The organism is Aeromicrobium sp. UBA7512 (genome assembly GCF_002476985.1).
GTDB lineage: Bacteria > Actinomycetota > Actinomycetes > Propionibacteriales > Nocardioidaceae > Aeromicrobium > Aeromicrobium phoceense.
The window spans coordinates 401,011-425,990 of record NZ_DLNK01000005.1 but is presented as its reverse complement, the minus strand read 5'-3'; the positions used below and the strand labels follow the sequence as shown (position 1 = coordinate 425,990).

The following is a 24,980-nucleotide window of genomic DNA, read 5'->3' as shown; positions in this document are numbered from 1 at the left end:
CCGGGATCGGCGGTGGCGACCCGGGCCAGCTGGCGCAGCCCCGAGGCGAGCGCGGCGGTGATCAGCAGCGGGGCGACCTTGGCGGACTCGGCCCACCGCGCCCGCTCGAGCGCGAGGTCGAGCCGGCCGTCGAGGGCGGCGTCGGCGATCTCGTAGCCGCGGACCTCGGCCCGGCCGCCGAAGTAGCGGCCGACCACGGTGGCGTCGAGCCGCTCGCCCTCGGCCAGGGTGGTGACGAGCTGGTCGACGGCGGCCGCGAGCGATCGCAGGTCGGAACCGACGGCCGCGACGAGCAGGGCGGCGCCCTCGTCGTCGATGGCGCGCCCTTGCGTGCGGGCCTCCTGACGCACCCACGCGATGAGGTCGCGCTCGTACTTCGGCGCCTGCTGGGCGACCTCGGAGACGGCGGCGGTCTTGCGCAGCTTGTCGAGCAGACCCTTGCCCTTGGCTCCCCCGCCGTGCACGAGCACGACAGCGGTGTCGTCGGACGGCGATGCGGCGTACTGGAGCAGCTCTCCGGCGACCTGCTCGCCGAGATCCTGCAGATCGGTGAGGACCACAGCGGTGGCCTGGCTGAACAGCGAGGCGCTGGTGAGGGCCGTGAACTCGCCGGGAGCCAGGGCCGAGGCGGCCGTCTCGGCGATCTCGGCCTCGGGAGCGGCTTCGCGGACCTGGGCCACGGCCTGGCGCTTGGCGCGGTCGGAGAGGAACTCGGAGTTGCCGGTGACCAGCAGGATCTTGCCGAACGGGTTCGCCACGTCCCGAGAATAGGTCACCGGGCCGATACGACGAGGTGCCCGTCGCGATCGAGGACGGCGATCGTGCCGGAGGTGTCGGTGCGCCACACCGCGACCCGCTGACGCGCGAGGTCGTCGAGCACAGCCGACGTCGGGTGCCCGTGCTGGTTGTCCGCCCCGACGCCGATCAGCGCGACCGACGAACCGACCCGTTCGAGCAGTCCCTCCCAGCGGTCGGCGCTGCCGTGGTGCGCCACCTTGAGGACGTCGGCGGATAGGTCGGCGTTGAGGCGGCCGAGCCCGCGCTGGGCCTCCTCCCCCAGGTCGCCGGTGAACAGGATCCGGTGATCGCGCACGGTGGCCCGCACCACCACGCTCGCGTCGTTGCGCGCCTCGGGCGCCACGCGGCCGGTGTCGGCCCGCGGCCAGAGCACCTCGAGGCCGACGTCGCCCACCGTCACGCGCTGGCCGGCGAGCAGCCGGATCCGACGCGCGGCGGGCACCGAGGGACCGCCCGAGGGGCCGTCGGCTAGCACGGCGACCTCACGGCCGCGCACCGCCCCACGCCAGCCGTCGACGTGGTCAGCGTCGCCGTGGGTGAACAGCAGCAGGGCGATGCGGTCGATCTCGAGCTCGGTCAGGCAGCGATGGATGGGGCCCGGTTCCTGCCCTACGTCGATCACGATCGCCTCCCCCGGCGCCGTGGGCACGACGAAGCCGTCGCCCTGGCCCACGTCGCACGCCACGACCACCGCGTCGCTCGGCGGCCAGCCCGGTGTCGGTGTGCGCACGATCGCGACCAGCAGCCCGAGGGTCATGCCGACCGCAAGCGCGGGGCGGCGCAGCAGCCACCACACGCCCCACCCGACCATCGGCGTGACGGGGATCAGCGTCCACCACGGCAAGGGCCACGTGATCGCGGCGCCCGGCGCGGAGGCACCGAGGCGGGCCACCCGGACGATCACCGAGGCCGCCGCCCAGGCCACCGTGCCGGGCACCGACGCGAGGGCGGGCACCACGAGATCGACCAGTCCGGCCGCGAGGCCCGCGACCGTGGCCGGCGCGACCGCGGGCGCGACGACGATGTTCGCGAAGACGGCCACCATCGAGATCTCGCCGCTCAGCGACGTGACGACCGGGAGGCACGCGAGGTGTGCCGCGATCGGCACCGCCACGGCGGTGGCGACGGGCAGCGGGAGCCAGTGCAGCCGGCGGGTCAGCACCGGCGTGAGCGCGATGATGCCCGCCGTGGCCGAGACCGAGAGGACGAAGCCGGGCCGGGTGGCCAGCCACGGGTCCAGCACCACCAGCGCCACGACCGACCACGCCAGGGCTCGCAGTCCGGCACCGCGGCTGCCGACGAGGAGCCCCGCGAGGGCGACCGAGCCCATCACCGCCGCGCGCTGGACGCTGGGTTCGGGTCGCGCGACGACCACGAACGCCACGACGGTCAGCGCGCCGGCCACGAGCACGACGCGACGCGACGCCCCGACAGCGCGCAGGCCCAGCAGCACGATGCCCAGCACGATCGTCAGGTTCGCGCCGGACACAGCGAGCAGGTGGGTCAGGCCCGTGGTCGCGAACTCCTCACGCGTGCGGTCGGAGAGGCCCGACTCGTCCCCCGCGACGAGCGCGGGCACCAGCGCCGCGGCCTGGTCGTCGCGGTGGTCGACACCGTCACGGACGCCGTCGCGCACGACCTCGCTCCACCGCCACCACCACGGACCGGCGCCCGCCGGGCGCCAGTCGTGCACCCGCAGCACGGCCGCCTCGTCGCTGTCGTCCGAAGGTTGGAGTCCGGCACGGACCGTCAGCCGTGTCCCGGTGACGAAGCGCTCGGAGCCCTCCACGAAGGCCGTCGCCCGGACGCGGACGCGCCAGGTCCGGCCGCGCGACTCCACGACGCGCACGGTCACCGGCACCACCGTCCCCGCTCGGCCGGCACCTGCGAACGCGCGCCCGTCCTCGCGGACGTGCACCTCCGCCCGCACCGTCGCCCCGCGCTCGGCCAGCTGGGTCACCGGCGAGGACTCGACGGCCGCGAGGCGCCATCCGCACGTGGCCGCGACCACGACGAGGACCGCCGCGGGGAAGGCCAGCAAGGGTCGGCGCCACCCCCAGGCGAGCACCGCCACGGCGACCACGGCCAGGACGAGCGACGCCGCGACCGGGGCCCGGGTCAGAGCTGCTGCGGTCGCCCAGGCCGCGAGAGCGGCCGGGACGACGCGCAGGTCAGACCGAGACCCGGTCACGCAGGTCGGCCAGGGTCGCCTCGCCGATCCCCTTGACGTCCAAGAGGTCGTCGACCGAGCGGAACGGACCGTTCTCCTCGCGCCACGCGACGATCGACTCGGCCGTCACCGGTCCGACGCCGGGCAGCGAGTCCAGGGCCACGAGGTCGGCGGAGTTGAGGTTCACGACAGCATCCGCCGGCCCCGCCGGGCCCGAGGCTCCCCCGGCCGGCGCGGCAGCCGGGGCACCGACCACCACCTGCTCCCCGTCGGTCAGCACGCGAGCGAGGTTGAGGGAGGCCGTGTCGACCTTGCCCCGGGTCCCGCCCGCGGCCTCGATCGCCTCGTGCACGCGCGACCCCGGCGGCAGCGTGACGATGCCGGGGCGCCGCACGCGGCCCGCGACGTCGACCACGAGCGTGCCCGCCGTGGCTCCCGCGGACGGCTCAGTGCCGGCGACCTCCACGCCCGAGGACGCCGGAACCGTGACCTCGTGGGGCCGCCCCGCCAGCAGCCACCACACGACGAGGACCGCCGCGGCGCCGCCCACGACGGCCGCGAACCGCACGTGACCGGGCCGCAGCAGGCGGCGGGAGAGGTCGGGTCTGCGCCGTCGCCCGGGCGGCGGCCGGTCAGGATCGGGAAGCGTGGCGTCGAAGGTCGCGGCCAGCTCGGCGAGGCGCTGCCGTGCGACCTGGGCGCGGGTCTCGGGCGGGACGGGGGCCATGTCGCGACCCTAGGAACGCCCCACGGGCGGCGGAACCACCTGCGCACGGCCTGTGGACCGCCGGTCCCGCGGCGGTGGTCCTGTGGACGGTCAGCGGGCGCTGACGGTGACCGCGATCATCCCGGGTCCGACGTGGGCCCCGATGTCGGCACCCACCTCGTCCACGCCGATCTCGGCGCGGTCCAGCCGCTGCGCGAGGGAGTGGGCCACCCCCACCGCCACCTGCTCGCTGGCCAGGTGCAGCACGCCGATGTCGTAGTCCCCGGGGTAGGTGCCCACCGTCTCGACGGCGAGCGTGACGAGTCGGGCCAGGGCCTTGGACGACGTGCGGACCTTCTCCAGCGGCGTCACCTCGCCGTCATCCAGGGTGAGGATCGGCTTGACCGCCAGCGCGGACCCGATGAGCGCCGCGGCCCGGCCGATGCGGCCCCCGCGGCGCAGGTACTCCAGCGTGTCGACGTAGAGCAGGACGCGGGCCGAGCGGGCCGAGGCGACGGCGGCGGCCTCCACCTGCTCGGCGGTGCCGCCGGCGTCGCGCGCGCGGGCCGCGGCGCCCGCGGCGAAACCGGTGGCCAGTCCCGCCTGCATCGTGTCGACGACGCGGACGGGGACGTCGACCCGGTCGGCCGCGAGCCGGGCCGCGTCGACGGTGCCGGAGACCTTCGAGCTGATGTGGACCGACACGATCTCGTCGACGCCGGTGGACGCGAGGGCACGGTAGACGGCCTGGAACGTCTCGGGCGACGGCCGCGAGGTGCTCACCGGAACGGACTCGGTGAGCGCGTCGGCGATCATCTGGGACGTCACGTCGACGCCCTCGGTGTAGACCCGCGCGCCGATGATGACCGTGGTGGGCACGACCGTGATCCCCTCGCGTGCCGCGTCGTCGGGATCCAACGACGCGGTGGAGTCGGTCACGACGGCCACGGTCATGCCGAAACCCTACCCAGCGGGGTCGCGCCGGTCGTCAGTAGACGTCCTTGGCGTAGCGGCCCTCCTCGGCCAGCCCCGCGAGCCAGTCGCGCGCACCGTCCCGGGACAGGCCCCCGTGGCGCTCGGCCAGGTGCAGCAGCGTGGCCTCGACGTCCTTGGCCATGTGCACGCGATCGCCGCACACGTAGAGGTGGGCGCCCTCGTCGAGCCAGCGCCACAGCTCGGGGCCCTGCTCGCGCATCCGGTCCTGCACGTAGACCCGCCGGTCCTGGTCGCGCGAGAACGCCGTGTCGAGCCGCGTCAGCACGCCGTCGCGCCGCAGCGACTCGAGCTCGTCGCGGTAGAGGAAGTCCGAGCTCGCGTTCCGGTCGCCGAAGAACAGCCAGTTCGGACCGGGCTCGCCGGCGAGCGCCCGATGCTGGAGGAACCCGCGGAACGGCGCGATGCCCGTGCCGGGGCCGATCATGATGGCGGCTGCGTCCGGGTCGCCCGGCGGCCGGAAGTGGCGCTGGCGCTGCACGTGGATGCTGACGTCCTGCTCCCCCGCCCGGTCGGCGAGGTGGCTGGAGCAGATGCCGTGGCGCCACAGGCCGTGCACGCGGTGCCGGACGACCGAGACGGTCACCTGCACCTCACGCGGGTCCTCGAGCGGGCTGGACGAGATCGAGTACTGCCGTGGGGTGAGCGGGCCGAGCACCGTGAGCCACTGGTCGAGGCGCGCCAGCGTGGGGTGGTCGTGCAGCAGGTCCACGATCTGGCGGCCCCACGCCCACTCCTGCACCGCGAGCCGGTCGTCGGGGTCGGGCAGGCCACTCACGGCGCCGCGATGGCGGTCGATGACCAGGCGCACGACGGCCGGCGTGATCGTGACCGGGTCGTACCGCTCGGCGAGCGCGTCGGCGAGGCGCACCGGCTCGCCGTCGGACTCCAGCAGGGCGTCGCCGTCCAGGCCGGTGAGCGTCAGCCAGGCGTCCACGTAGGCCGGGTCCACGCGGGGCGCCACCGCGAGAGCGTCGCCCGGCTCGTACTCGAGCGTGCCCTCGGGGAGGTGGAAGCCGAACCGGCGCACCTCCTTGGACGAGTCGGGAGTGGTCAGCAGCTCGTTGCGCGTCAGCCGCGTGGCCAGGGGCCGGTTGCGCCCGTACGCCGGGGTGTCGGGCTCGGCGACCGTGATCGTGTCGACGGCGCCCAGCGCCCGCCCGACGGAGTCGAGCCAGTCCGAGGCCGGCGCGTCGAAGGCCGGCTCGCAGTCGACGCGTGCGGCGAGGCGCTCGGCACCGAGGTCGGCCAGGCGCTCGTCGAGGCGGCGCCCGAACCCGCAGAAGTCGGCGTACGCGGAGTCGCCGAAGGCCAGCACGCTGTAGCGCAGGCCGGCGAGACGTGGCGCGTCCGCGAGGAGGCGCCAGAACGCCGCCGCCTCCGTGGGCGGATCGCCGTCACCGGTCGTGCTCGTGACGAACAGGACCGTGCCGGTGAGGTCCTCGGGCCGGATGCCGGCGAGCGATCGGTGAACGGCGGTGACGCCCCGTCCGGACAGGAGCCGGACCAGCTCCGGGGCGTGGTCCTCCACCCGGCCCGTCTGCGACGCCGTGAGGATCGTGACGTCCGCGGACGCTTCCTGCGCCTCGGGCGCCACTGCGGCGAGCACCTCGGCGAACCACGTGCGCACCTCCGGCGCGACGGGCGCTGACAGGGGCAACGTGGGCGCGCGGTGCGTCATGGCGGCGAGGTAGCCGGCGAGCCAGGCCGTCTCCAGCTCGGACGGCTCCGCGCCGACCGGGGGCGCGACGGGCAGCCGGATCGGCGCGCGCTCCAGGCGCACCGCGCAGGCCTTGAACTCCGGTTGCAGCGAGTCGGGGTCGACCGCGTCGTTCGTGACCGCGTTGACCGCCAGCCCCTCCCCCGTCATCTCGCCCCAGTGCATCGGTGCGAAGCACGTGCCGGGCAGCGCGCGGTCGGTGACGACGGCCGGCAGCACCGCCTCACCGCGCCGCGAGACGATCCGCACCGGCGAACCCTCGCCGATGCCGAGGGCCGACGCGTCGTCGGGGTGGACCTCGACGAACGGGTCGGGGTTGAGCCGGTTGAGCCGCGGGACCTTGCCGGTCTTGGTCATCGTGTGCCACTGGTGCGGCAGCCGGCCGGTGTTGAGCACCACGGGGAAGTCGTCGTCGGGCAGCTCGGCCGGGGGCAGGTGCGGCCGGGCATGGAACACGGCACGCCCGTCGGGCATCGGGAACGCGATCCCGCCGTCGCCGACGTAGCGAACGGGATTACGACGCTCTCCGCCCGGCGGGCACGGCCACTGCAGCGGGCCCTCCCGCAGCCGCTCGTAGGTGGCTCCGCGCAGGTCGTACCCGGTGGCCGGATTGGCGAACGCGCGGATCTCCTCGAACACCTCCTCGGCGCTGTCGAAGGCGAAGGCGTCCCCGAAGCCGAGCCGCGTCGCGATGTCGGCGATGAGCCTCCAGTCGGGGCGGGCGTCGCCCGGCGGCGGCCCGGCCGGCTGGCACAGGGTGAGGTTGCGCTCGGAGTTCACCATGACGCCCTCGGCCTCGGTCCAGAGCGCGGCCGGCAACGCGACGTCGGCATGGGTGAGCGTCTCGTTCTCGGCGTAGGCGTCCTGCACCACCACGAGGTCGGCGGCGGCGAGCCCCTCCAGGACGGTGGACCGGTTCGCCACGGAGTGCGCGGGGTTGGTGCAGATGATCCACGCGGCCCGCACGTCGCCGGCCGCCATCTGCTCGAAGAGGTCGATCGTGCCGCGTCCCACCACGTCGCGGATCGTGCCCGGTGCCAGGCCCCACACGTCCTCGCAGAACGCACGGTCGGCGGCCGAGACCACCGAACGCTGACCCGGCAGGCCGGGACCCATGTAGCCCATCTCGCGGCCGCCCATCGCGTTCGGCTGGCCCGTCAGCGAGAAGGGGCCCGAGCCGGGACGGCAGATTGCGCCGGTGGCCAGGTGCAGGTTGCAGATCGCGTTGGTGTTCCAGGTGCCGTGCGTGGACTGGTTGAGACCCATGGTCCAGCAGGTCATCCAGTCCCCCGCCTCGGCGATCCAGCCGGCGACCGTGCGCAGGTCGTCGGCGGCGATGCCGGTCGTGGCGGCGACGTTGTCGGGCGCGTAGTCGGCCAGCATCGCCTCGACGTCGTCCCAGCCGCGGGTGTGCCGGTCGACGAACTCGCGGTCGACGGCACCGGCCTCCACCAGCAGGTGCAGCAGGCCGTTGAGGAAGGCCAGGTCGGTGCCGGGTCGGATCTGGCAGAAGAGGTCGGCCTTCTCGGCGGTCGCCGTGCGCCGGGGATCGACGACGACGAGGCGCGCACCGGCCTTGACCCGCTCCATCATCCGCAGGAACAGGATCGGGTGGGCGTCGGCCATGTTCGAGCCGATCACCAGGAACAGGTCGGCGTGGTCGAAGTCGTCGTAGGAGCCGGGCGGGCCGTCGGCGCCCAGCGACTGCTTGTAACCGGTGCCCGCGCTGGCCATGCACAGCCGCGAGTTCGACTCGATGTTGACCGTGCGCAGGTAGCCCTTGGCGAGCTTGGTGGCGAGGTACTGAGCCTCCAGCGACATCTGGCCCGAGACGTAGAGCGCCACCGCGTCGGGTCCGTGCTCGTCGATCACGGCACGGAACCGGGTGGCCGCCTCGTCGAGTGCCGCCTCGATGCCGACCTCCACCCGCTCGGACCCACGGTCGGAGCGCACCGAGGCCTTCTCCATGCGTCCCGGGGCGGCGAGCAGGTCGGCGGTGGTGGCGCCCTTCGTGCAGAGCCGTCCGGCGTTGGCGGGGTGGCTCGCCGTGCCCACGGCACCGGTGACCCGCACGGTGTCGTGACGCCGCTCGACCTGGAGCGTCAGGCCGCACCCGACGCCGCAGTAGCCGCAGACGGTGTCGACCACCGTCACACCGCGGTCGCGAGGTCGTGGGCGCAGGCGGCGGCGTACCGCTCCAGCACGAGGGACACCAGCCGCTCGTCGGGCCGGCGCTCGTCGAGCAGGGGGGCCGTGACGACGTCGGCCCCGGCCCGGCCGAGAGCGTCGTGGAAGTGACCGGGCGCGAGCAGGTGGCTGGCGACCAGCACCCGCCGGCCCGGACGCCGCACGCCGGCAACGACGTCGGCCAGCGGCGTGCCGCAGTGGCCCACGTGGCCGAGCTCGACGCGGCGGCCGAGCCGGAACGACAGTTCGGCCGCCGTCGCGCGGAGGTCGGCCAGCGCCCGCGGATCGCTGGACGCCGAGGCGCCCAGCACCACGCTGTCGTCGGGTCGCAGGCCCTCGTCGTGCAGGCGCGACACGAGCGTCCGCGTGATGGCAGCGTGCGGCCCCAGCGGCGCGGCAGCGACGTGGCCGGGACGCCTCGCGACGACGCCCGCGATGTCGTGGTGCACGTGGTAGCCGGCCGAGAGCAGCAGCGGCACGACGACGGCCTCGCGGTCGGCCACCGACTCGGCGACCGTGGGGAGGGCCGGCACCTGGACGTCGACCCACGTGTCGAGCACCTCCACGGAGGGCAGCGCGGTGCGCACGGCCTCGACGAGGGCGGCCACCGCGGCCGCTCCGCGGGCCGAGCGGGTGCCGTGACTGCAGGCGATCAGGACGGGCTGCGACAGGGACCTCATGCGATGTCCTCCCGGTGGAGCGGTTCGAGGCGGTAGCCGCGCTTGACGACGGTCTTGACGAGGCTGCGGTCGCCGAGGGCCTCCCGCAGGCGCCCGACGGCGACGTCGGCGGCGTGGTGGTCGTCGGTGGCGCGGGGCAGCACCGACAGCACCTGGTCGCGGGTGAACACGGCGCCCGGGTCGGACGCCAGCAGCCGCAGGACCGCCAGCCCGGCGGGCGGGAGCGGCAGCACCGCGTGGTCGAGGGTGGCAGCGGTGGCGTGCAGGCGCAGCCGGCCGGTGGCGACGTCGACGCCGAGGTCGTCGCCACCGAAGTGCAGGACGACCGACCTCACGAGGGCGCCGAGACGCCCGCGATCGGGCACGAGCGGCTCGAAGCCCGCGACGACGAGCGGCTCGGCCGTGACCGGCCCTACGGCGGCGAGCACGAGCCGCCCCTCGCGCGCCAGCTCCAGCAGGGCGGCGCGCTCGCCGAGGTCGCGCACGACGGACAGCCAGGCGCTCGCGCCGGGGGCGGAGGTGAAGACGATCGCGTCGAAGCCGCCGCACGCGGCGTCGCGCACCGACCGCTCGACGGCCTCGGGGTCCGGCGGCGGGCCCCAGCGGTAGACCACGAGGGGCACCGTGGACGCGCCGGCCGCCGTGACCGCCGACTCCAGGCCATCGTCGCCGGCGCCGTGGTGCTGCACCGCGATCCGCATCCCGTCGACGCCCTCCGCCACGAGGTACTCGGCCATCTCGCGCGACGTCTCGGACTCGGCGACCCAGTCCGCCACGAGGCCCGAGGCCTGGATGGCGCCGCGGGCCTTGGGCCCACGCGCGACGATCCGCGCCGCCGCCAGGACCTCGAGCAGCGGCTCGAGCAGGTCGACCGACTCGGCCGTCTCCAGCCAGCTGCGGAACCCGATGCCGGTGGTGACGACCACGACGTCCGGTGGGTCGGCGATGAGCTCCTCCGTGCGCCGCACGAGCGTGTCCTCGTCGATGTGGGCCTCGACCCCGAGGGTCGCGGCGATGTGCACCTGCGCGCCACGGCGCACCAGCGCGCTGGCCAGGTCGGTGGCGCGACGCTGGGCCGTGACGAGGATGCGGGTCCCGGCGAGCACCGGCCCGTGAGGGGTCACGCGTCGCCCCGTCTCAGCCACACGACGTCGTCGACCACCCGCACGTCCCAGTGGCCCAGGGAGACCTGCGGGTCGTCGAGGCAGACGCCGGTGCGCAGGTCGAACACCTGCTTGTGCAGGGGCGACGCGACCGTGGGCACGTCGCCCCGCGACCCGACGAGACCGCGGGCGATGACGTTCGAGCCCGTGAACGGATCGCGGTGGCCCACCGCGAGGATCTCGCCGTCACCGAGGCGGAAGAGCGCCACCTGCTCGCCGTTCACCAGCGCCGCCGCGCCGCGGTCGACCCAGAGGCGGTCGATCGTGCACACCGCCGTCCACGCGCTCTCCGACACCGCCGCCGCGCTCATGTCACTGCCTCCGTCCGCACGGGCAGCGTGCCGCCGGCGATCACGACGGGGTCGGCGGGCCGGCGCTGGCCCCGCTCCTCGACGTAGGACAGGTCGGGATCGGGGGTGTCCGGGGCGTTGACGAAGGAGCCAAACTGGGCCAGCTTCTCCGGGTCGGCCAGGGTCTGCGCCCACTCGTCGGCGTAGTTCTCGACGTGCTCGGCCATCTGCGCGTCCAGCTCCTCCCCGATGCCCAGCGAGTCGTGCAGGACGACGTCACGCACGTGCTCGATGCCGCCCTCGATCGACTCGATCCAGGGCGCCGTCCGCTGCAGCCGGTCGGCCGTGCGCACGTAGTAGAGCAGGAATCGATCGATGGCCCGGATCAGCTCCTCGGTGGTGAGATCCTCCGCGAAGAGCTGCGCGTGGCGGGGCGTGAAGCCGCCGTTGCCACCGACGTACATGTTCCAGCCGTGGTCGGTGGCGATGACCCCGACGTCCTTGCCGCGGGCCTCGGCGCACTCGCGGGCGCAGCCGGAGACGCCGAGCTTGATCTTGTGCGGCGACCGCAGCCCGCGGTAGCGCAGCTCGAGCTCGACGGCCAGGCCGACGGAGTCCTGCACGCCGTAGCGGCACCAGGTCTGACCGACGCACGACTTCACGGTGCGCAGGCTCTTGCCGTAGGCGTGACCCGACTCGAAGCCCGCGTCCACGAGACGCTTCCAGATCGCCGGCAGCTGGTCGATGCGGGCGCCGAAGAGGTCGATCCGCTGGCCGCCGGTGATCTTCGTGTAGAGCCCGAAGTCGGCCGCGACCTGGCCGATGACGATGAGCCCCTCGGGCGTGACCTCGCCGCCGGGGATGCGCGGCACGACCGAGTAGGTGCCGTCCTTCTGCAGGTTCGCCATGACGTGGTCGTTGGTGTCCTGCAGGCGCGCGTTCTCGCGGTCCAGCACGTGGCCGCGACCCAGCGTCGACAGGATCGAGGCGGCGACGGGGCGGCAGATGTCGCAGCCCTGGCCGCGGCCGTGCTTGGCGATCAGCTCGCTGAAGGAGCCGATGCCGGTCATGCGGGCGACCTCGTACAGCTCGGCGCGGCTCAGGTCGAAGTGCTCGCACAGCGCGTTGCTGACGGCGATGCCCTGCGACTCGAGCTCGGCGTTGACGATCTGCTTCACCAGCGGCACGCACGAGCCGCAGCTGGTGCCGGCCTTCGTGCACGCCTTCACGCCGGCGAGGTCGGTGCACTCACCGCCGCTGATCGCGCACCGGATCGAGCCGGCCGACACGTTGTTGCAGGAGCAGACGGTGGCCGTGTCGGGCAGCGCGCCCGTGGAGGGCGGCTCGACGCCGTCGGGCATGAGCCAGGCCGCGGGATCGCTGCCGAGCTCGGCGTCGACCATCGGGCGCAGGCTCGTGTAGGCCGAGGCGTCGCCGACGAGCATGCCACCGAGCAGCGTGGAGGCGTCGTCGCTCATCACGAGCTTCTTGTAGACGCCGGCGAGCGGGTCGGCGTAGACGACCTCGAGGCTGCCGCCCTTCGCGGCGAAGGCGTCGCCGAAGCTGGCGACGTCGACGCCCATCAGCTTGAGTTTGGTGGACAGGTCGGCGCCGGTGAAGGCGGCCGAGCCGCCGAGCAGCCGGTCGGCCACGACCTCCGCCATCGTGTAGCCCGGGCCCACCAGGCCCCAGACGCGGTCGGCGATGCAGGCGACCTCGCCGATGGCCCAGATGTGCTCGTCGCTGGTGCGGCAGGCCGGGTCGGCCATGACGCCGCCGCGCGGGTGCACCTCGAGCCCCGCCTCGCGGGCCAGCTCGTCTCGGGGCCGCACGCCGGTGGCGAAGACGACGACGTCGGCCGGGATGGTCTCGCCGTCGGCGAAGGTCATCCGGCCGACCTTCTTCGTGCCGCGACCGGTGCGCACGGACTTCGTCGCGGTGGAGGTGCGCACCTCGACGCCGAGACCCTCGATGAGGCGGCGCAGCGCCTGTCCCCCGGCCAGATCGAGCTGCACGGGCATGAGGCGGTCGGCGAACTCGACGACGGTGCAGTCCGCGCCCAGCTCGCGCAGGGCGCCGGCGGCCTCGAGGCCCAGCAGGCCGCCGCCGATGACGACGCCGCGAGCCGGGTGACCGAGCTGCTCGCCGCGGTCACGCACCCACGTGCGCAGCTCGGTGACGTCGTCGACCGTGCGGTAGACGAAGCAGCCCGGCAGGTCGGCACCGTCGATCGGCGGCACCGCGGCGTACGAGCCGGTGGCGAGCACGAGCTCGTCGTAGTGCTCCGTGCGTCCGTGCACCGTGATCGTCCGGGACTCCCGGTCGATGCCCCGGACCTGGGCGTGGCGGTGCAGGCGGACGCCCGGCGTGCGCCACAGGGCCTGGTCGCCGAGCAGCAGGTCGTCGGGGTCGGCGACCGTGAAGAAGGAGGTGAGCGCCACGCGGTCGTAGGGCGGGCGGCTCTCCTCACCGAACACGTCGATGTCCCACTGCGCGGTGGCGCCGCGCTCGACGAGTGCCTCGACCAGGCGGCGCGCGACCATGCCGGCGCCGACGACGATGAGTCTCTTGCGTGTCATGCATCCAGCCTCGGTGCCGCAGGTTTCCGACCCGAGATGTGGATGTAACAAACAATGACATCGGTCTCACACCCGGACGGGACGGCCTGTGAGGAGAACGTTCCCGCCCGGTTACCCGAAGGAGCGCGTGGGTGAAATGCGGCGTTCCTAGCGTCGTGGCGTCCGACCCGACCCGCGTCAGGAGTCCTGATGACCACCGTGAAGACCGACCTGCAGACCTCGACACTCGTCCACCGCCCCGGCCGCTGGATCGACGGCTGGAACCCCGAGGACACCGACCAGTGGGAGGGCGAGGGACGCGCGATCGCCCGCCGCAACCTCGCCGTCTCGGTCTTCGCCGAGTTCTTCGGCTTCATGATGCTCGGCGTGTGGAGCGTGGTGGTGCCCAACCTCGGCGCCGCCGGCTTCGCCTACACGACCGACCAGCTCTACTGGCTGATCGCGCTGCCCGGACTCACCGGCGCGGCCATGCGCGTGCTCTACACGTTCATGGTCCCGGTGTTCGGCGGGCGCAACTGGACGGTGATCTCGGCACTGCTGCTGCTCATCCCCTCGCTCGGGCTGGCGTGGGCCGTCAGCGACCCGACGACCTCGTTCGGCGTCATGCTGCTGGTGGCGTCGCTCGCTGGACTCGGCGGCGGCAACTTCGCCTCGTCGATGGTCAACATCTCGTTCTTCTACCCGCAGCGCGAGAAGGGCAAGGCGCTCGGCATCAACGCCGCCGGCGGCAACCTCGGCACCGGCATCGTGCAGCTGGTGGTGCCGCTCATCATCACGTCGGGTGCGGGCATCGCGCTCGAGCGCGCCGGCCTGATCTTCGTGCCCGCCGCGATCCTGTCGGCGCTCGCGGCGTTCGTGCTCATGAACAACCTGTCCAACGCGAAGTCGGACCTGCGCAGCTACGCGCTCGCCGTGAAGAACCACCACACCTGGGTGATCTCGTTCCTGTACATCGGCACGTTCGGGTCGTTCCTGGGCTTCTCGCTCACGTTCCCCACGCTCATGAAGGCGATGCACCCGGACGTGCCGATCGCGGTGGCGTTCCTGGGCGCGGCCACCGGAGCCCTGACCCGGCCCTTCGGCGGTGCGCTGGCCGACCGGTTCGGCGGCACGCGCGTGACGATGGGCTCGTACCTGGCCATGGGCGTCGGCGTCGTCGGTCTGGTGCTCACCGTCGAGGAGGCCGGCTTCGGGCTCTTCCTGGCACTGTTCCTGCTGCTGTTCGCCGCCGCGGGCATCGGCAACGGCTCGGTCTACCGGATGATCCCGATCGCGTTCCTCATCGGCGCCGACGACGACGCCGCGAAGGCACGCGCGCACCGGGCGGCGGCCGGCTGCATCGGCATCGCGGGCGCCGTCGGCGCGCTGGGCTCGTTCTTCGTCCCCCGCACGTTCGCCGAGCTGGGCATCACCGGCGGCCTGTGGGCCTTCGCCGGGGTGTACGCCGTGATGCTGGTCGTGGCCTGGGGCGTCTACGCCCGGCCCGGCACCGAGACGGCCGCGGCGCGGGTCTGAGGCGGTCGGATCACCCTGTGGTGACGTCGTGCCGGCGGAACGCCCACAGTCCCACCGCCACCAGGGCCGCGGCCAGGACGATCTCGACCAGCGCAGGGACCGGGTCGAACCCTTCGACCGGCACCTCGGGCAGGTGGCTGAAGGGCGAGAGCGAGTCGATCCAGTCCGGCAGCCGCAGCGTCTCACCGAGCATGACCTGGAGGGCTACGAACGCCACGACGGCCCACGCCAGCAGGGAGCGGTGCGGCCACAGTCCGAAGAGGGCGACGGCGAGCGCGGCCACGACGAGCACGCCCGGCAGGTAGCTCACCTGCCCACCCACCTGCTCGACGATCCGGTCCCACTCCCCCAGGCCGACCGCGTAACCGATGGCGAGGCCCAGACCCATCAGCAGCGAGAGGAGCAGTGCACCGGCGAACGCGACCGAGACGGCGGCGGCCATCCACGAGACCCGCCGGACGCCGGTGGCCAGCACCAGCTCCGCGCGGCCGGACTCCTCCTCCGCGCGGAGCCGGAGCACCGACGTGACCGCGAAGCCGCAGGAGACGACCGCCATGAATAGGAAGATGTAGCGCAGGAACGCGTCGATGAGCTGCTCCTCGACGTCGGGTGAGGCTCCGATGACCTCGGCGATGTCGGGGTTCGAGGCGACCAGGTCCGGGATGGTCGGGATGACCGCGCCGTAGAGGAGTCCGAGCGCCGTCACGCCGATGGCCCAGCCGATGACGAGGCCACGCTGGAGGCGCAGGGCCAGGCCCAGCGGCGTGCTGAGGAACCGGGACGCGCGCGGCCGCCCGGGGCGATCCGGCAGCACGCCGCCCGCGAAGTCGCGGCGGACGGTGAGCCGGCCGGCCACGACGAGCAGCGCCGCCGTCAGCAGCACCAGGGGCACGGCAGGCCACCACTGCTCGTCGCCGAAGGCGTCCATGCGCTGCGCCCACCCGAAGGGCGAGGCCCAGACGAGTGCGTTGTCCTGCATCGCTCCCAGGCCCCGGACCAGGTAGCCCACCGCGATCGCCGCCCCGGCCAGCGCGAGGGCGCCCCGCGCCGACGTCGAGATCTGCACGGCGACCAGCGTGACGGCGACGTACGCGAGTCCGAGCAGCGTCAGGCCCGCGCCGTAGGTCAGCCTGCCCACGCGATCGAGGTCCACCGCAAGCATCGCGACGGTCGTGACGAGGCCGATCAGGAGTGCCGCGGACACGCCGTACAGCAGACCCGCGAGCGTCGCGGCGTGGCGGCCGACCACCGTGGAGCGGACCAGCTCGGCGCGACCGCTCTCCTCCTCGGCCCGGGTGTGGCGCACCACCAGGAACATCACCATGAGGCAGATGCCCAGCTGCGCGACCTGCGAGATCTCGTTGGCGACGATGCCGCCGAGGGTGTCGATCCCGGCCTGGCGGCCGGACATGAGGAAGCTGACCGGGCTCGCCCCGACCGCGCTCGCGTACCCGGCGATCTTCTCGGGGGTGTCGTAGATCGACGGGACGGCCACGGCGCTGGCCGCGATCGTGCCTCCGAGGCCGATGATCCACAGCGGCAGGATCAGCCGGTCACGTCGCAGGACGAGCCTGACGAGATGTCGAGTCCCCGTGAAGGGGGAGCTCACGACGTCGCCTCCTCGCCGTACTGGCGCAGGAAGAGCTCCTCCAGCGTCGGCGGATGGGCCGCGAGCGAGAGCACGCCGAGGGGTGCGAGCGCCTGCACCGCCGCGTCGAGGTGGGCGGATTCGACGTCGAACGTGACCCGCGTGCCGTCGAACCGGGGATGGTGGACCCCCTCGACCGCCGCGATGAGCGCAGCGGGCCGGGCGGTCTCGGCGATGACCGTCGTCCGGGTCAGGTGCCGGAGCTCGGCGAGCGAGCCGCTCTGCACCACGCGACCGGCCCGGATGATGCTGATCCGGTCGGACAGCGCCTCCGCCTCGGCGAGGATGTGCGAGCTGAGCAGCACGGTGGCACCCTCGCCCTTCAGCTCGAGCACGGCCCGCTGGAACTCCGCCTCCATGAGGGGGTCGAGGCCGGACGTCGGCTCGTCCAGTAGGTACAGCTCGGCCCGGCTCGCCAGTGCCGCGATGAGCGCCACCTTCTGCCGGTTCCCCTTGGAGTAGGTGCGGTTCTTCTTGCTGGGATCGAACTCGAACCGCTCGATCATCTCCGCACGACGCGCCTCGTCCAGGCCGCCGCGCATCCGGGCCAGCACGTCGATGACCTCGCCGCCGGTGAGGCCGGGCCACAGGGCCACGTCGCCGGGAACGTAGGCGATCCGGCGGTGGAGCTCGGCCGCCTCGTCCCACGGGTCTCCACCGAGCAGCCTGGCCGTGCCGGAGTCGGCCTTCAGCAGCCCGAGGAGGACACGGATCGTGGTGGACTTGCCGGCGCCGTTCGGCCCGAGGAAGCCATGGACCTCGCCGGCCTCGACCGACAGGTCGACGCCGTCCAGGGCGCGCACGGCGCCGAAGGTCTTGACGACGTTGCTCAGCTCGATGGCGGTCACCCGCTCATCGTGGCACGCGAGAGTCCTCCTCCAGCAGGCTCAGACGACGACGCTGACCAGCTTCGGCGCGCGGACGATGACCTTGCGGATCTCCTGGTCGCCGATGGTGCGCACGACGTTGGGCTCGGCCAGCGCGAGGGCCGTGAGGTCCTCGTCGCTGATGTCGGCGGGGACCTCGAGCTTGCCGCGGACCTTGCCCTGGATCTGCACGACGCACGTGACCAGGTCCTCGACGAGGTACTGCTCGTCGGCGACAGGCCAGGCCTCGTACGTGAGCGTCTCCTCGTGGCCCAGGCGCGACCACAGCTCCTCGGCCAGGTGCGGGGCGACGGGCGCCAGCATCAGCACGAGCGGCTCGAGGACCGACCGCGAGCGCACCGACTCCTTGGTGAGGTGGTTCGTCAGCTCGATGAGCTTGGCGATCGCGGTGTTGAACCGCAGCTCGCCCATGTCCTCGGTGACGCCGGCGATCGCCTGGTGCAGCGCACGCAGGGCGGCGGTGTCGGGCTCGGTGTCGTCGGCGACGACCTCGCCGGTCTCCTCGTCGACGACGAGGCGCCAGACGCGCTGCAGGAAGCGCTGCGCACCCACGACGGCGCGGGTCTCCCACGGACGCGAGACGTCCAGCGGGCCCATGCTCATCTCGTACACGCGGAACGTGTCGGCGCCGTAGGCGTCGTACATGTCGTCGGGCGTGACGATGTTCTTGAGGCTCTTGCCCATCTTCCCGTACTCGCGGTTGACCGGCCGGCCCTCGAAGAACCAGCCGCCGTCGCGCTCCTCGACCTCGTCGGCCGGCACGTAGGTGCCCCGCTCGTCGGTGAAGGCGTACGCCTGGATGTAGCCCTGGTTGAACAGGCGGTGGAACGGCTCCTCGCTGCTGACGTGACCGAGGTCGAACATCGCCTTGTGCCAGAAGCGCGCGTAGAGCAGGTGCAGGACGGCGTGCTCGACGCCGCCGACGTACAGGTCGACACCGCCGGTGCCGCCGGGCGTCTTCGGACCGAGCCAGTAGCGCTCGTTCGTCGGGTCGGCGAGCACCTCGCTGTTGTGGGGATCGGTGTAGCGCAGCTCGTACCAGCTGGAGCCCGCCCAGTTCGGCATCGTGTTGGTCTCGCGGCGGTACCGCTTCGGGCCGTCGCCGAGGTCGAGCTCGACCTCGACCCACTCGGGCACGCGCGCCAGCGGCGGCTCGGGCTCGCTCTCGGCGTCGTCGGGCTCGAACGTCTTGGGCGAGTAGTCGGGCACCTCGGGCAGCTCGACCGGCAGCATCGAGTCGGGCAGCGCGATCGCGTGGCCGGCCTCGTCGTAGACGATCGGGAACGGCTCGCCCCAGTAGCGCTGACGGCTGAACAGCCAGTCGCGCAGGCGGTAGGTGGTGGTGCCCTCGCCGAGGCCGCGCTGCTCCAGCCACGCGATGATCGCGGCCTTCGCGTCGTCGACGGCCAGGCCGTCCAGACTGACGCCCTCGTCGCCGAACACGTCGGTGTTGTCGGAGTTGATCGCGACGCCCGCGCCGGTCCACGGCAGGACCTCGTCCTCGGGCGCCTGGACGACCGGGACGATCCGCAGGCTCAGCTCGGTGGCGAACTCGAAGTCGCGCGCGTCGTGGCCGGGGACGGCCATGATGGCTCCGGTGCCGTAGCCCATGAGGACGTAGTCGGCGACGAACACCGGGACGGCCTCGCCGTTCACCGGGTTGGTCGCGAAGGAGCCGGTGAAGACGCCGGTCTTCTCCTTGTTCTCCTGGCGCTCGACGTCGGACTTCGCCGCAGCGGTGCGCCGGTACCGGTCGATCGCCGAGACGGGGTCGGGGGCTCCGGCTGTCCAGCGCTCGTCGACGGCCTCGGGCCACGTCTCGGCGGCCAGCTCGTCGACCAGCGGGTGCTCCGGCGCCAGCACCACGTAGGTCGCGCCGAACAGCGTGTCGGGACGGGTCGTGAACACCTCGATGGGGCCGGCGGCGGACTCGAAGCGCACCTTCGCTCCGTGCGAGCGGCCGATCCAGTTGCGCTGCATCAGCTTGACCGGCTCGGGCCAGTCGACCCGGTCGAGGTCGTCGATGAGGCGGTCGGCGTAGGCCGTGATCCGCATCTTCCACTGGCGCAGGCTGCGCTTGAAGACGGGGAAGTTGCCACGCTCGCTGCGACCGTCGGCGGTGACCTCCTCGTTCGCCAGCACGGTGCCCAGCCCCGGGCACCAGTTCACGGGCGACTCGCTGATGTAGGCCAGGCGGTGCTGGTCGATGACCTCGGGGTCGTCGGTGCCCAGCGCCTCGATCAGCTCGGCGATGGGGCGCGCCTTGCCCTGCTCGGGGTCGTACCAGGAGTTGAAGATCTGCAGGAAGATCCACTGCGTCCAGCGCATGAACTCGGGCTCGATCGTGGCGAACGAGCGACGCTCGTCGTGGGCCAGGCCGAGGCGGCGCAGCTGGCGCCGCATGTTCGCGATGTTCTCCAGCGTGGTCTCGCGCGGGTGGCGGCCGGTCTGGACGGCGTAGATCTCGGCGGGCAGGCCGAACGCGTCGTAGCCCAGCGCGTGCAGCACGTTGTCGCCCTGCATGCGGCGGAAGCGACCGACGACGTCGGTGGCGATGTAGCCCAGCGGGTGACCGACGTGCAGGCCCGCGCCCGAGGGGTACGGGAACATGTCCATCAGGAAGTACTTCGAGCCGCTCGCGTTGTGCCGGCCGTCGTCGGCGGCGAGGTCGCCGACCGGGTTCGGCGCCTCGAACGTGCCCTCGGCCTCCCAGCGGTCCTGCCACGCGGTCTCGATGCGGCCGGCGTACTCGCTGGTGTAGCGGTGCGCCGCAGTGTCGGGTGCCGCACCCTCCGGGGTCTGGTAGTTCACCGGTCAACACTATCCGGCGACCGGACCCACCCGGTGCACCGGCGGTCGCCGCACCGCCGAGGCTCCGGCGCTCGCTACGGCAGCTTGACCCGCGCCTCGCGGCGCACGGGCGCAGGAAGCCGGTCGCCGAGCCGGTCCAGGAAGGCGCGCACCTCCGCCGGCGCGACGGCGCCCGCGTGCTTGAGTGCGATGCCGACGGGCTTGGAGACGGTCGGGTCGGGATCGTCGGCGAGCAGCTCGGCCAGACGCAGGAGGTCGGCGATGCCCGCGGGATGGGCCGGGCGCGTGTACGCCAGCGGCGCCGTCATCGCCGTGCGACGGCGCAGGGGGTCCGCCGACACGGCCAGCGCGAACAGCGACTCCCTCGAGCGGTCCCGCAGGAACTGACCGATCACGCGCGGAGCGGCCCGATCGACCATGTCCCACGAGTCGATCGCGTCGTGCCGGGCCAGGTACAGGTCGTGGCGCTCCTCGCGCTCCGCGTCCGTGATGCGCTGGTGCCGCACCTGGAAGTCGAGGACGCAGAACGCCGCCAGCCGGGGCTCGTACTCGGGCTCGTCGAGCAGGCGGCCGACCTCGCCCAGCGACATGGCGCTGTGCCGCATCGCGAGGTCGAAGACCGTCCCCATCCGCACTCCCAGGACCCCGGCGCCACCGCGGTAGTGCCGTTGCGGATGCACGGACGGCTCCGCGGCATCGCGCAGCTCGCGCAGGAGGTCGGCCGCGGTCGAGGTCAACGGAGTCACGCGGCGCTCGGGACTACTCGTTCCGCAGCGCGCAGAACGTCTCGACCTTGCGCGTGGGACCGGAGACGATGAGCTCGTCCGACGCGGCGATCGAGGTCTCGGGGCGCGCGTAGGTGAAGTCCTCGCCCCGGCGCTTCACACCGACGACGGTGACCCCGAACCTGGCCCGCAGCTGGGACTCCAGCAGCGTGCGGCCCGCCGCGAGCTTCGGCGCCCGGGTACGGGCGATCGAGAAGCCGTCGTCGAACTCGATGTAGTCGATCATCGCGCCGGTGACCATGTGGGCCACCCGCTCCCCCATCGCCGACTCGGGACGCACGACGTGCGTGGCGCCGACGCGCTCGAGGATCCGGGCGTGCTTGGCGTTGATCGCCTTGGCCCACACCTCCGAGACGCCCAGCTCCACGAGGCTCAGCACGGTCAGGACGCTGGCCTCGATGTCGGTGCCGATGCCCACGACGGCACGGTCGAACTGCTCCGCGCCGATCTGGCGCAGGGCCTCGGTGTCGGTGGTGTCGGCCGAGACGACGTGGGTGAACTCGCTGGCGAAGCGCTGCACCAGGTTGGCGTCCTCGTCGACGCCCAGGACGTCGTGGCCGAGCCGGATCAGCGACCGCGCGACGGCGGAGCCGAACCGGCCGAGTCCCACGACGAGGACGGGCGCGGTGAGGGGGTCGTTGTTAGCCAATGATCGGTTGCTCCTCGGGAAGGTGATACCTGGATTGGCGCCGCCTCAGCACGAACGCGGAGGCTGCCGTAATCGTGCCCACTCGACCGATGAACATCAAGACGATGAGCACGAGCTGGCCCGGGATGTTGAGCTCGGGGGTCAGGCCCGTGGACAGGCCCACGGTGCCGAAGGCGGAGGCGGACTCGAAAAGGCCGTCCGCGAGCGGGACGCCGGCCAGGATCATGAGCGCCATCGAGCCGCCGGTCACCAGGCCCACGGCGATGAGCGCGATGCTCAGCGCGGTGCGGATCGTGCGCGGGTTGATCGCCCGCGACCCGATGCGGACCTGCTCCTCGCCGCGCAGCTCGGCCAGGATGACGTAGGCGAGCAGCAGGAAGGTGGTGATCTTGATGCCGCCGGCGGTCGAGGCACTGCCGCCACCGATGAACATCATGATGATCGCCATGAAGAGCGTCACCGGCTCGACCGCGCCCCAGTCGAAGCTCGCCAGGCCGCCGGAGCGGGTCATGATGCCGCCCTCGATGCCGGTGACCAGCTTGTCGAAGGGGCTGAGGTCGCCGATCGTGGCGGCGTTGTTCCACTCGACGACGACGAACATCGAGGCGGCGACGGCCAGCAGCACCAGCGAGCCCCAGATGGTGAGCCGCGTGTGGATCGTCCAGGTCTTCGGCGAGCGCCACTCCTGGTAGAGCTCGGCCAGGACGGGGAAGCCCAGGCCACCGGCGAAGACGGCTACCGAGACCGGCAGGATCACGGCGTAGTCGCCGGCGTAGCTCGTGAGGCTGTCGGGGTGCAGCGAGAATCCGGCGTTGTTGAACGCCATGACCGCGTCGAACACGCCGTGCCACAGCGAGTAGGCGAACGAGTCGAAGTAGCCGGTGTAGTACCGCCACGTGAGGATCACGGCGGTGACGCCCTGGAAGATCAGGGTCGTGAACGCCACGCGCTTGAACAGCGGGCCCACGTCGCCGAGGCTCACGACGTGCATGTCGGTCTGGGCCGCCAGCCGCGTGCGCAGGCCCAACCGGCCACCCACGAACAGGCCCAGGAGCGTGGTCATGGCGATGATCCCGATCCCGCCGATCTCGACGAGGACCAGGATGATCGCCTGGCCGATGAACGACCAGTAGGTGCCCGTGTCGACGGTCGCCAGGCCCGTGACCGTGACCGCCGAGGTGGACGTGAAGAACGCGTCCATGAACGAGGGGTCGGCCTCGCCCTCGCGGGCGAACGGCAGCAGCAGCAGGAGGGTGCCGGCCAGGATGAGGGTCAGGAAGGCCAGCGGCAGCAACCGCACGGGATGGGCGATCGACGCCGGGAGGCGAAAACGGCGACGTCCCCAAGGCACGCCCCGACGGTACACCGGCCACAACCGTCACACGCGGTAGATTGCCGCCCATGGCTTCCCCGGCGCGTTTCGTGCGTTCTCTCGTCGCGCGGCTGGGTCACAGCACCGAGCTGCCGGGCCTGTTGCTGGTCAACGGCACGATCCTGCTGGCGCTGCTGCTCGTCGTCCTCGACCTCGACCTGGCCGCCGCGATCGCGCTGATCGTCTCGGTCGTCTCCGAGTGGCTCCTCGAGCGCCGCTCACCCCTGTCGTCGATGCTGCTGCGCCAGGCGTCGGCCGGACCTCCGCTGCGTTTCGCCCTGCGCGTCATCGTGGCGGCCACCGCCGCCTCGCAGTTCGCCAACGACACGGCGTTGCACGCCTTCCTGCTCGTCACGCTGCTCATCGTCACGGGCCTGTGCGCGAGGGCCCTGCACGCCGAGTACCGGCGGATCGGGCCCCTCAAGCCGATGCGCACCCGCCACATCCCGGGCGACACGTACATCGCCGAGGAGCCCCGCAGCCGTCCCGTCCTCGTGACGCTCGTCCAGCTCGCGGCCCTCGCGCCGGCCATCCTCGGCGCCCCGTGGTGGATCGTGCTGTCCGCCGGAGTGGCCGCCTTCGCGGTCCTGGCCGCCGCGACCGTGCCCGACGTGCTCGCCAGCTGGCGCATGCGCACGGCCAAGCGCGCCACGGGCTTCACGCCGCAGCTGTCGGCCGTCCAGAAGTTCCTGGACGAGTACCGCCCCGAGGTGGTCGTCCACCTCTCCGGCCCCGACACCGCGGCCTACCAGATCAACACCTGGATCGAGGCCCTCGAGAGCCTCGACCAGCGGGTCTTCGTGGTGCTGCGCGACCATCCCCTCTTCGAGCGGATGGCGTCCTCGTCGCTGCCCACGCTGTCGCTGCCGGCGCCGGGCGAGCTGCTGATGCTCGACTTCTCCATGGTCAAGGTGGCCCTCTACCCCAGCAACACCGGCAACAACATCCACCTGCTACGCCTGCCCACGATGATGAGTGCGTTCATCGGCCACGGCGACAGCGACAAGAGCGCCTCCAACAACCCGTTCTCGCGCGTCTACGACGAGCTGTGGGTCGCCGGCGAGGCCGGCGCCGACCGCTACCGGCGCTCGGGCATGCACATCCCCGAGGACCAGTACCGGTTCGTCGGCCGCCCCCAGGTGCACGCGATCGAGCGCACGCCCCGCGTCGGCGAGGCCGAGATCCCCACGGTGCTCTACGCCCCCACGTGGGAGGGCGTGAACCAGCACCAGGAGTACTCCTCGCTGCGCGCCATCGGCGTCCAGCTGATCGACGCGCTGCTGGCCGACGGGTCGGTGCGCGTGGTCTACAAGCCGCACCCGTTCACCGGCCAGCGCGACGCCAAGTACCGCATCGCGCACGCCGTGATCTCGCGCCGCCTCGACGACGCCAAGGCGCGCACCGGCATCGACCACCGCGTGGTCACCAGCGGGTCGCTGACGGGTTGGATGAACCAGTCCACAGCCTTGGTGAGCGACATCTCGAGCGTGCTCTCGGACTGGCTCGCGGGCGAGAAGCCCTACGCCGTGTTCAACCACGCGGGCGTCTCGACCAGGCAGTTCCGCGAGGACTACCCCTCCAGCGCCGCCGCCACGCTGCTCGGCAGCCACGCCCAGGGCATGGACGAGTTCCTCGACGTGATCACCGGACGCGGCCCCGACCAGCTGGCCGAGTACCGCTCGAAGCTGGCGACCTACCTGCTCGGCCCGCCGGAGCAGCGCTCGCTCCAGGCGTTCCGCGAGGCGGTCACGGCCTTCGTGGCGCGGTCGGACGCCGAGCGCTCGATCTACCGCTGAGCAGCAGGAGCAGCAGCCCCGCGGCGGTCGCCGCCGCGCCGCCCGCGAGGAGCGGGGCGCCGGGACCGCCCGCGTCTGCCAGGCCGGTGCCTCCCCCGCCGCCGTCCGAGCTCCAGTAGTAGTCCGAGCCGGGCCCCTGCTCGTCCCCGCCGGATCCGACGTCCGTTGGCTCCGTCGTCGGCTCGGTGGTCGGTTCGGTCGTCGGCTCCGTGGTCGGTTCGGTCGTCGGCT

Annotated in this window: 17 protein-coding genes; 2 read left to right on the top strand and 15 right to left on the bottom strand. The window is 72.7% G+C overall.

The genetic code is table 11. The features are described from left to right. The 9 genes from holA to nirB form a co-directional block, all read right to left on the bottom strand. On the bottom strand, positions 1-758 hold a 758-nt coding region (gene holA / locus B2363_RS08485; protein ID WP_286929626.1), incomplete at its 3' end, for a DNA polymerase III subunit delta. A 14-nt stretch (positions 759-772) separates the two neighbouring features. Next, positions 773-2,989 (bottom strand): ComEC/Rec2 family competence protein, encoded by a 2,217-nt coding sequence (locus B2363_RS08480; RefSeq protein ID WP_286929625.1) that lies wholly within the window; start codon positions 2,987-2,989, stop codon positions 773-775. Continuing rightward, positions 2,970-3,695, bottom strand: coding sequence for a helix-hairpin-helix domain-containing protein (locus tag B2363_RS08475; protein WP_286929624.1), 726 nt, complete (start codon positions 3,693-3,695; stop codon positions 2,970-2,972). Before B2363_RS08475 ends, B2363_RS08480 begins: the two co-directional genes overlap by 20 nt. Before the next feature lie 90 nt (positions 3,696-3,785). After that, on the bottom strand, positions 3,786-4,628 hold the full coding sequence (locus B2363_RS08470) for a DegV family protein (protein ID WP_286929623.1): 843 nt from the start codon (positions 4,626-4,628) through the stop codon (positions 3,786-3,788). 34 nt (positions 4,629-4,662) lie between these two features. Beyond that, positions 4,663-8,535, bottom strand: coding sequence for a bifunctional nitrate reductase/sulfite reductase flavoprotein subunit alpha (locus B2363_RS08465; protein WP_286929622.1), 3,873 nt, complete (start codon positions 8,533-8,535; stop codon positions 4,663-4,665). 2 nt (positions 8,536-8,537) lie between these two features. After that, positions 8,538-9,254 carry a sirohydrochlorin chelatase gene (locus tag B2363_RS08460; RefSeq protein WP_286929621.1) on the bottom strand — a complete coding sequence of 239 codons (717 nt, stop codon included), beginning with the start codon at positions 9,252-9,254 and terminating at the stop codon, positions 8,538-8,540. Then, on the bottom strand, positions 9,251-10,378 hold the full coding sequence (locus B2363_RS08455) for a uroporphyrinogen-III synthase (protein WP_286929620.1): 1,128 nt from the start codon (positions 10,376-10,378) through the stop codon (positions 9,251-9,253). Before B2363_RS08455 ends, B2363_RS08460 begins: the two co-directional genes overlap by 4 nt. Further along, positions 10,375-10,728 carry a nitrite reductase small subunit NirD gene (nirD, locus tag B2363_RS08450; protein ID WP_286929619.1) on the bottom strand — a complete coding sequence of 118 codons (354 nt, stop codon included), beginning with the start codon at positions 10,726-10,728 and terminating at the stop codon, positions 10,375-10,377. The genes B2363_RS08455 and nirD overlap by 4 nt, the downstream gene beginning before the upstream one ends. Then, positions 10,725-13,286: a nitrite reductase large subunit NirB gene (gene nirB / locus B2363_RS08445; protein ID WP_286929618.1), complete on the bottom strand. Its 2,562-nt coding sequence runs from the start codon at positions 13,284-13,286 to the stop codon at positions 10,725-10,727. The genes nirD and nirB overlap by 4 nt, the downstream gene beginning before the upstream one ends. A gap of 189 nt (positions 13,287-13,475) precedes the next feature. Here nirB and B2363_RS08440 point away from each other — a divergent pair, with 189 nt between their 5' ends. Further along, a complete protein-coding gene (locus B2363_RS08440; RefSeq protein WP_286929617.1) occupies positions 13,476-14,801 on the top strand; it encodes an MFS transporter in 1,326 nt (441 codons plus the stop codon). A 10-nt stretch (positions 14,802-14,811) separates the two neighbouring features. Here the strand turns inward: B2363_RS08440 and B2363_RS08435 are convergent, their stop codons facing one another. The 6 genes from B2363_RS08435 to B2363_RS08410 form a co-directional block, all read right to left on the bottom strand. Continuing rightward, on the bottom strand, positions 14,812-16,410 hold the full coding sequence (locus B2363_RS08435) for an ABC transporter permease (RefSeq protein WP_286929616.1): 1,599 nt from the start codon (positions 16,408-16,410) through the stop codon (positions 14,812-14,814). After that, complete coding sequence (locus B2363_RS08430; protein WP_286929615.1) at positions 16,407-17,297, bottom strand: ABC transporter ATP-binding protein; 891 nt, start codon at positions 17,295-17,297, stop codon at positions 16,407-16,409. The genes B2363_RS08435 and B2363_RS08430 overlap by 4 nt, the downstream gene beginning before the upstream one ends. A 39-nt stretch (positions 17,298-17,336) precedes the next feature. Continuing rightward, a complete protein-coding gene (leuS, locus tag B2363_RS08425; protein ID WP_286929614.1) occupies positions 17,337-20,147 on the bottom strand; it encodes a leucine--tRNA ligase in 2,811 nt (936 codons plus the stop codon). 74 nt (positions 20,148-20,221) lie between these two features. Continuing rightward, positions 20,222-20,893 (bottom strand): DNA alkylation repair protein, encoded by a 672-nt coding sequence (locus tag B2363_RS08420; protein ID WP_286929613.1) that lies wholly within the window; start codon positions 20,891-20,893, stop codon positions 20,222-20,224. A gap of 13 nt (positions 20,894-20,906) precedes the next feature. Beyond that, positions 20,907-21,581, bottom strand: coding sequence for a potassium channel family protein (locus B2363_RS08415; RefSeq protein ID WP_286929612.1), 675 nt, complete (start codon positions 21,579-21,581; stop codon positions 20,907-20,909). Continuing rightward, positions 21,574-22,932, bottom strand: coding sequence for a TrkH family potassium uptake protein (locus B2363_RS08410; protein ID WP_286929611.1), 1,359 nt, complete (start codon positions 22,930-22,932; stop codon positions 21,574-21,576). Before B2363_RS08410 ends, B2363_RS08415 begins: the two co-directional genes overlap by 8 nt. Before the next feature lie 50 nt (positions 22,933-22,982). Here B2363_RS08410 and B2363_RS08405 point away from each other — a divergent pair, with 50 nt between their 5' ends. Further along, positions 22,983-24,749 carry a CDP-glycerol glycerophosphotransferase family protein gene (locus B2363_RS08405; protein WP_286929610.1) on the top strand — a complete coding sequence of 589 codons (1,767 nt, stop codon included), beginning with the start codon at positions 22,983-22,985 and terminating at the stop codon, positions 24,747-24,749. Positions 24,750-24,980 lie beyond the last annotated feature (231 nt).

Excerpts from the sequence above, each read along its gene's own strand:
- B2363_RS08405 (WP_286929610.1), top strand. The coding sequence starts at position 22,983 with ATGGCTTCCCCGGCGCGTTTCGTGCGTTCTCTCGTCGCGCGGCTGGGT.
- nirB (WP_286929618.1), bottom strand. The coding sequence starts at position 13,286 with ATGACACGCAAGAGACTCATCGTCGTCGGCGCCGGCATGGTCGCGCGC.
- B2363_RS08440 (WP_286929617.1), top strand. The coding sequence starts at position 13,476 with ATGACCACCGTGAAGACCGACCTGCAGACCTCGACACTCGTCCACCGC.
- nirD (WP_286929619.1), bottom strand. The coding sequence starts at position 10,728 with ATGAGCGCGGCGGCGGTGTCGGAGAGCGCGTGGACGGCGGTGTGCACG.
- B2363_RS08475 (WP_286929624.1), bottom strand. The coding sequence starts at position 3,695 with ATGGCCCCCGTCCCGCCCGAGACCCGCGCCCAGGTCGCACGGCAGCGC.
- B2363_RS08470 (WP_286929623.1), bottom strand. The coding sequence starts at position 4,628 with ATGACCGTGGCCGTCGTGACCGACTCCACCGCGTCGTTGGATCCCGAC.
- B2363_RS08460 (WP_286929621.1), bottom strand. The coding sequence starts at position 9,254 with ATGAGGTCCCTGTCGCAGCCCGTCCTGATCGCCTGCAGTCACGGCACC.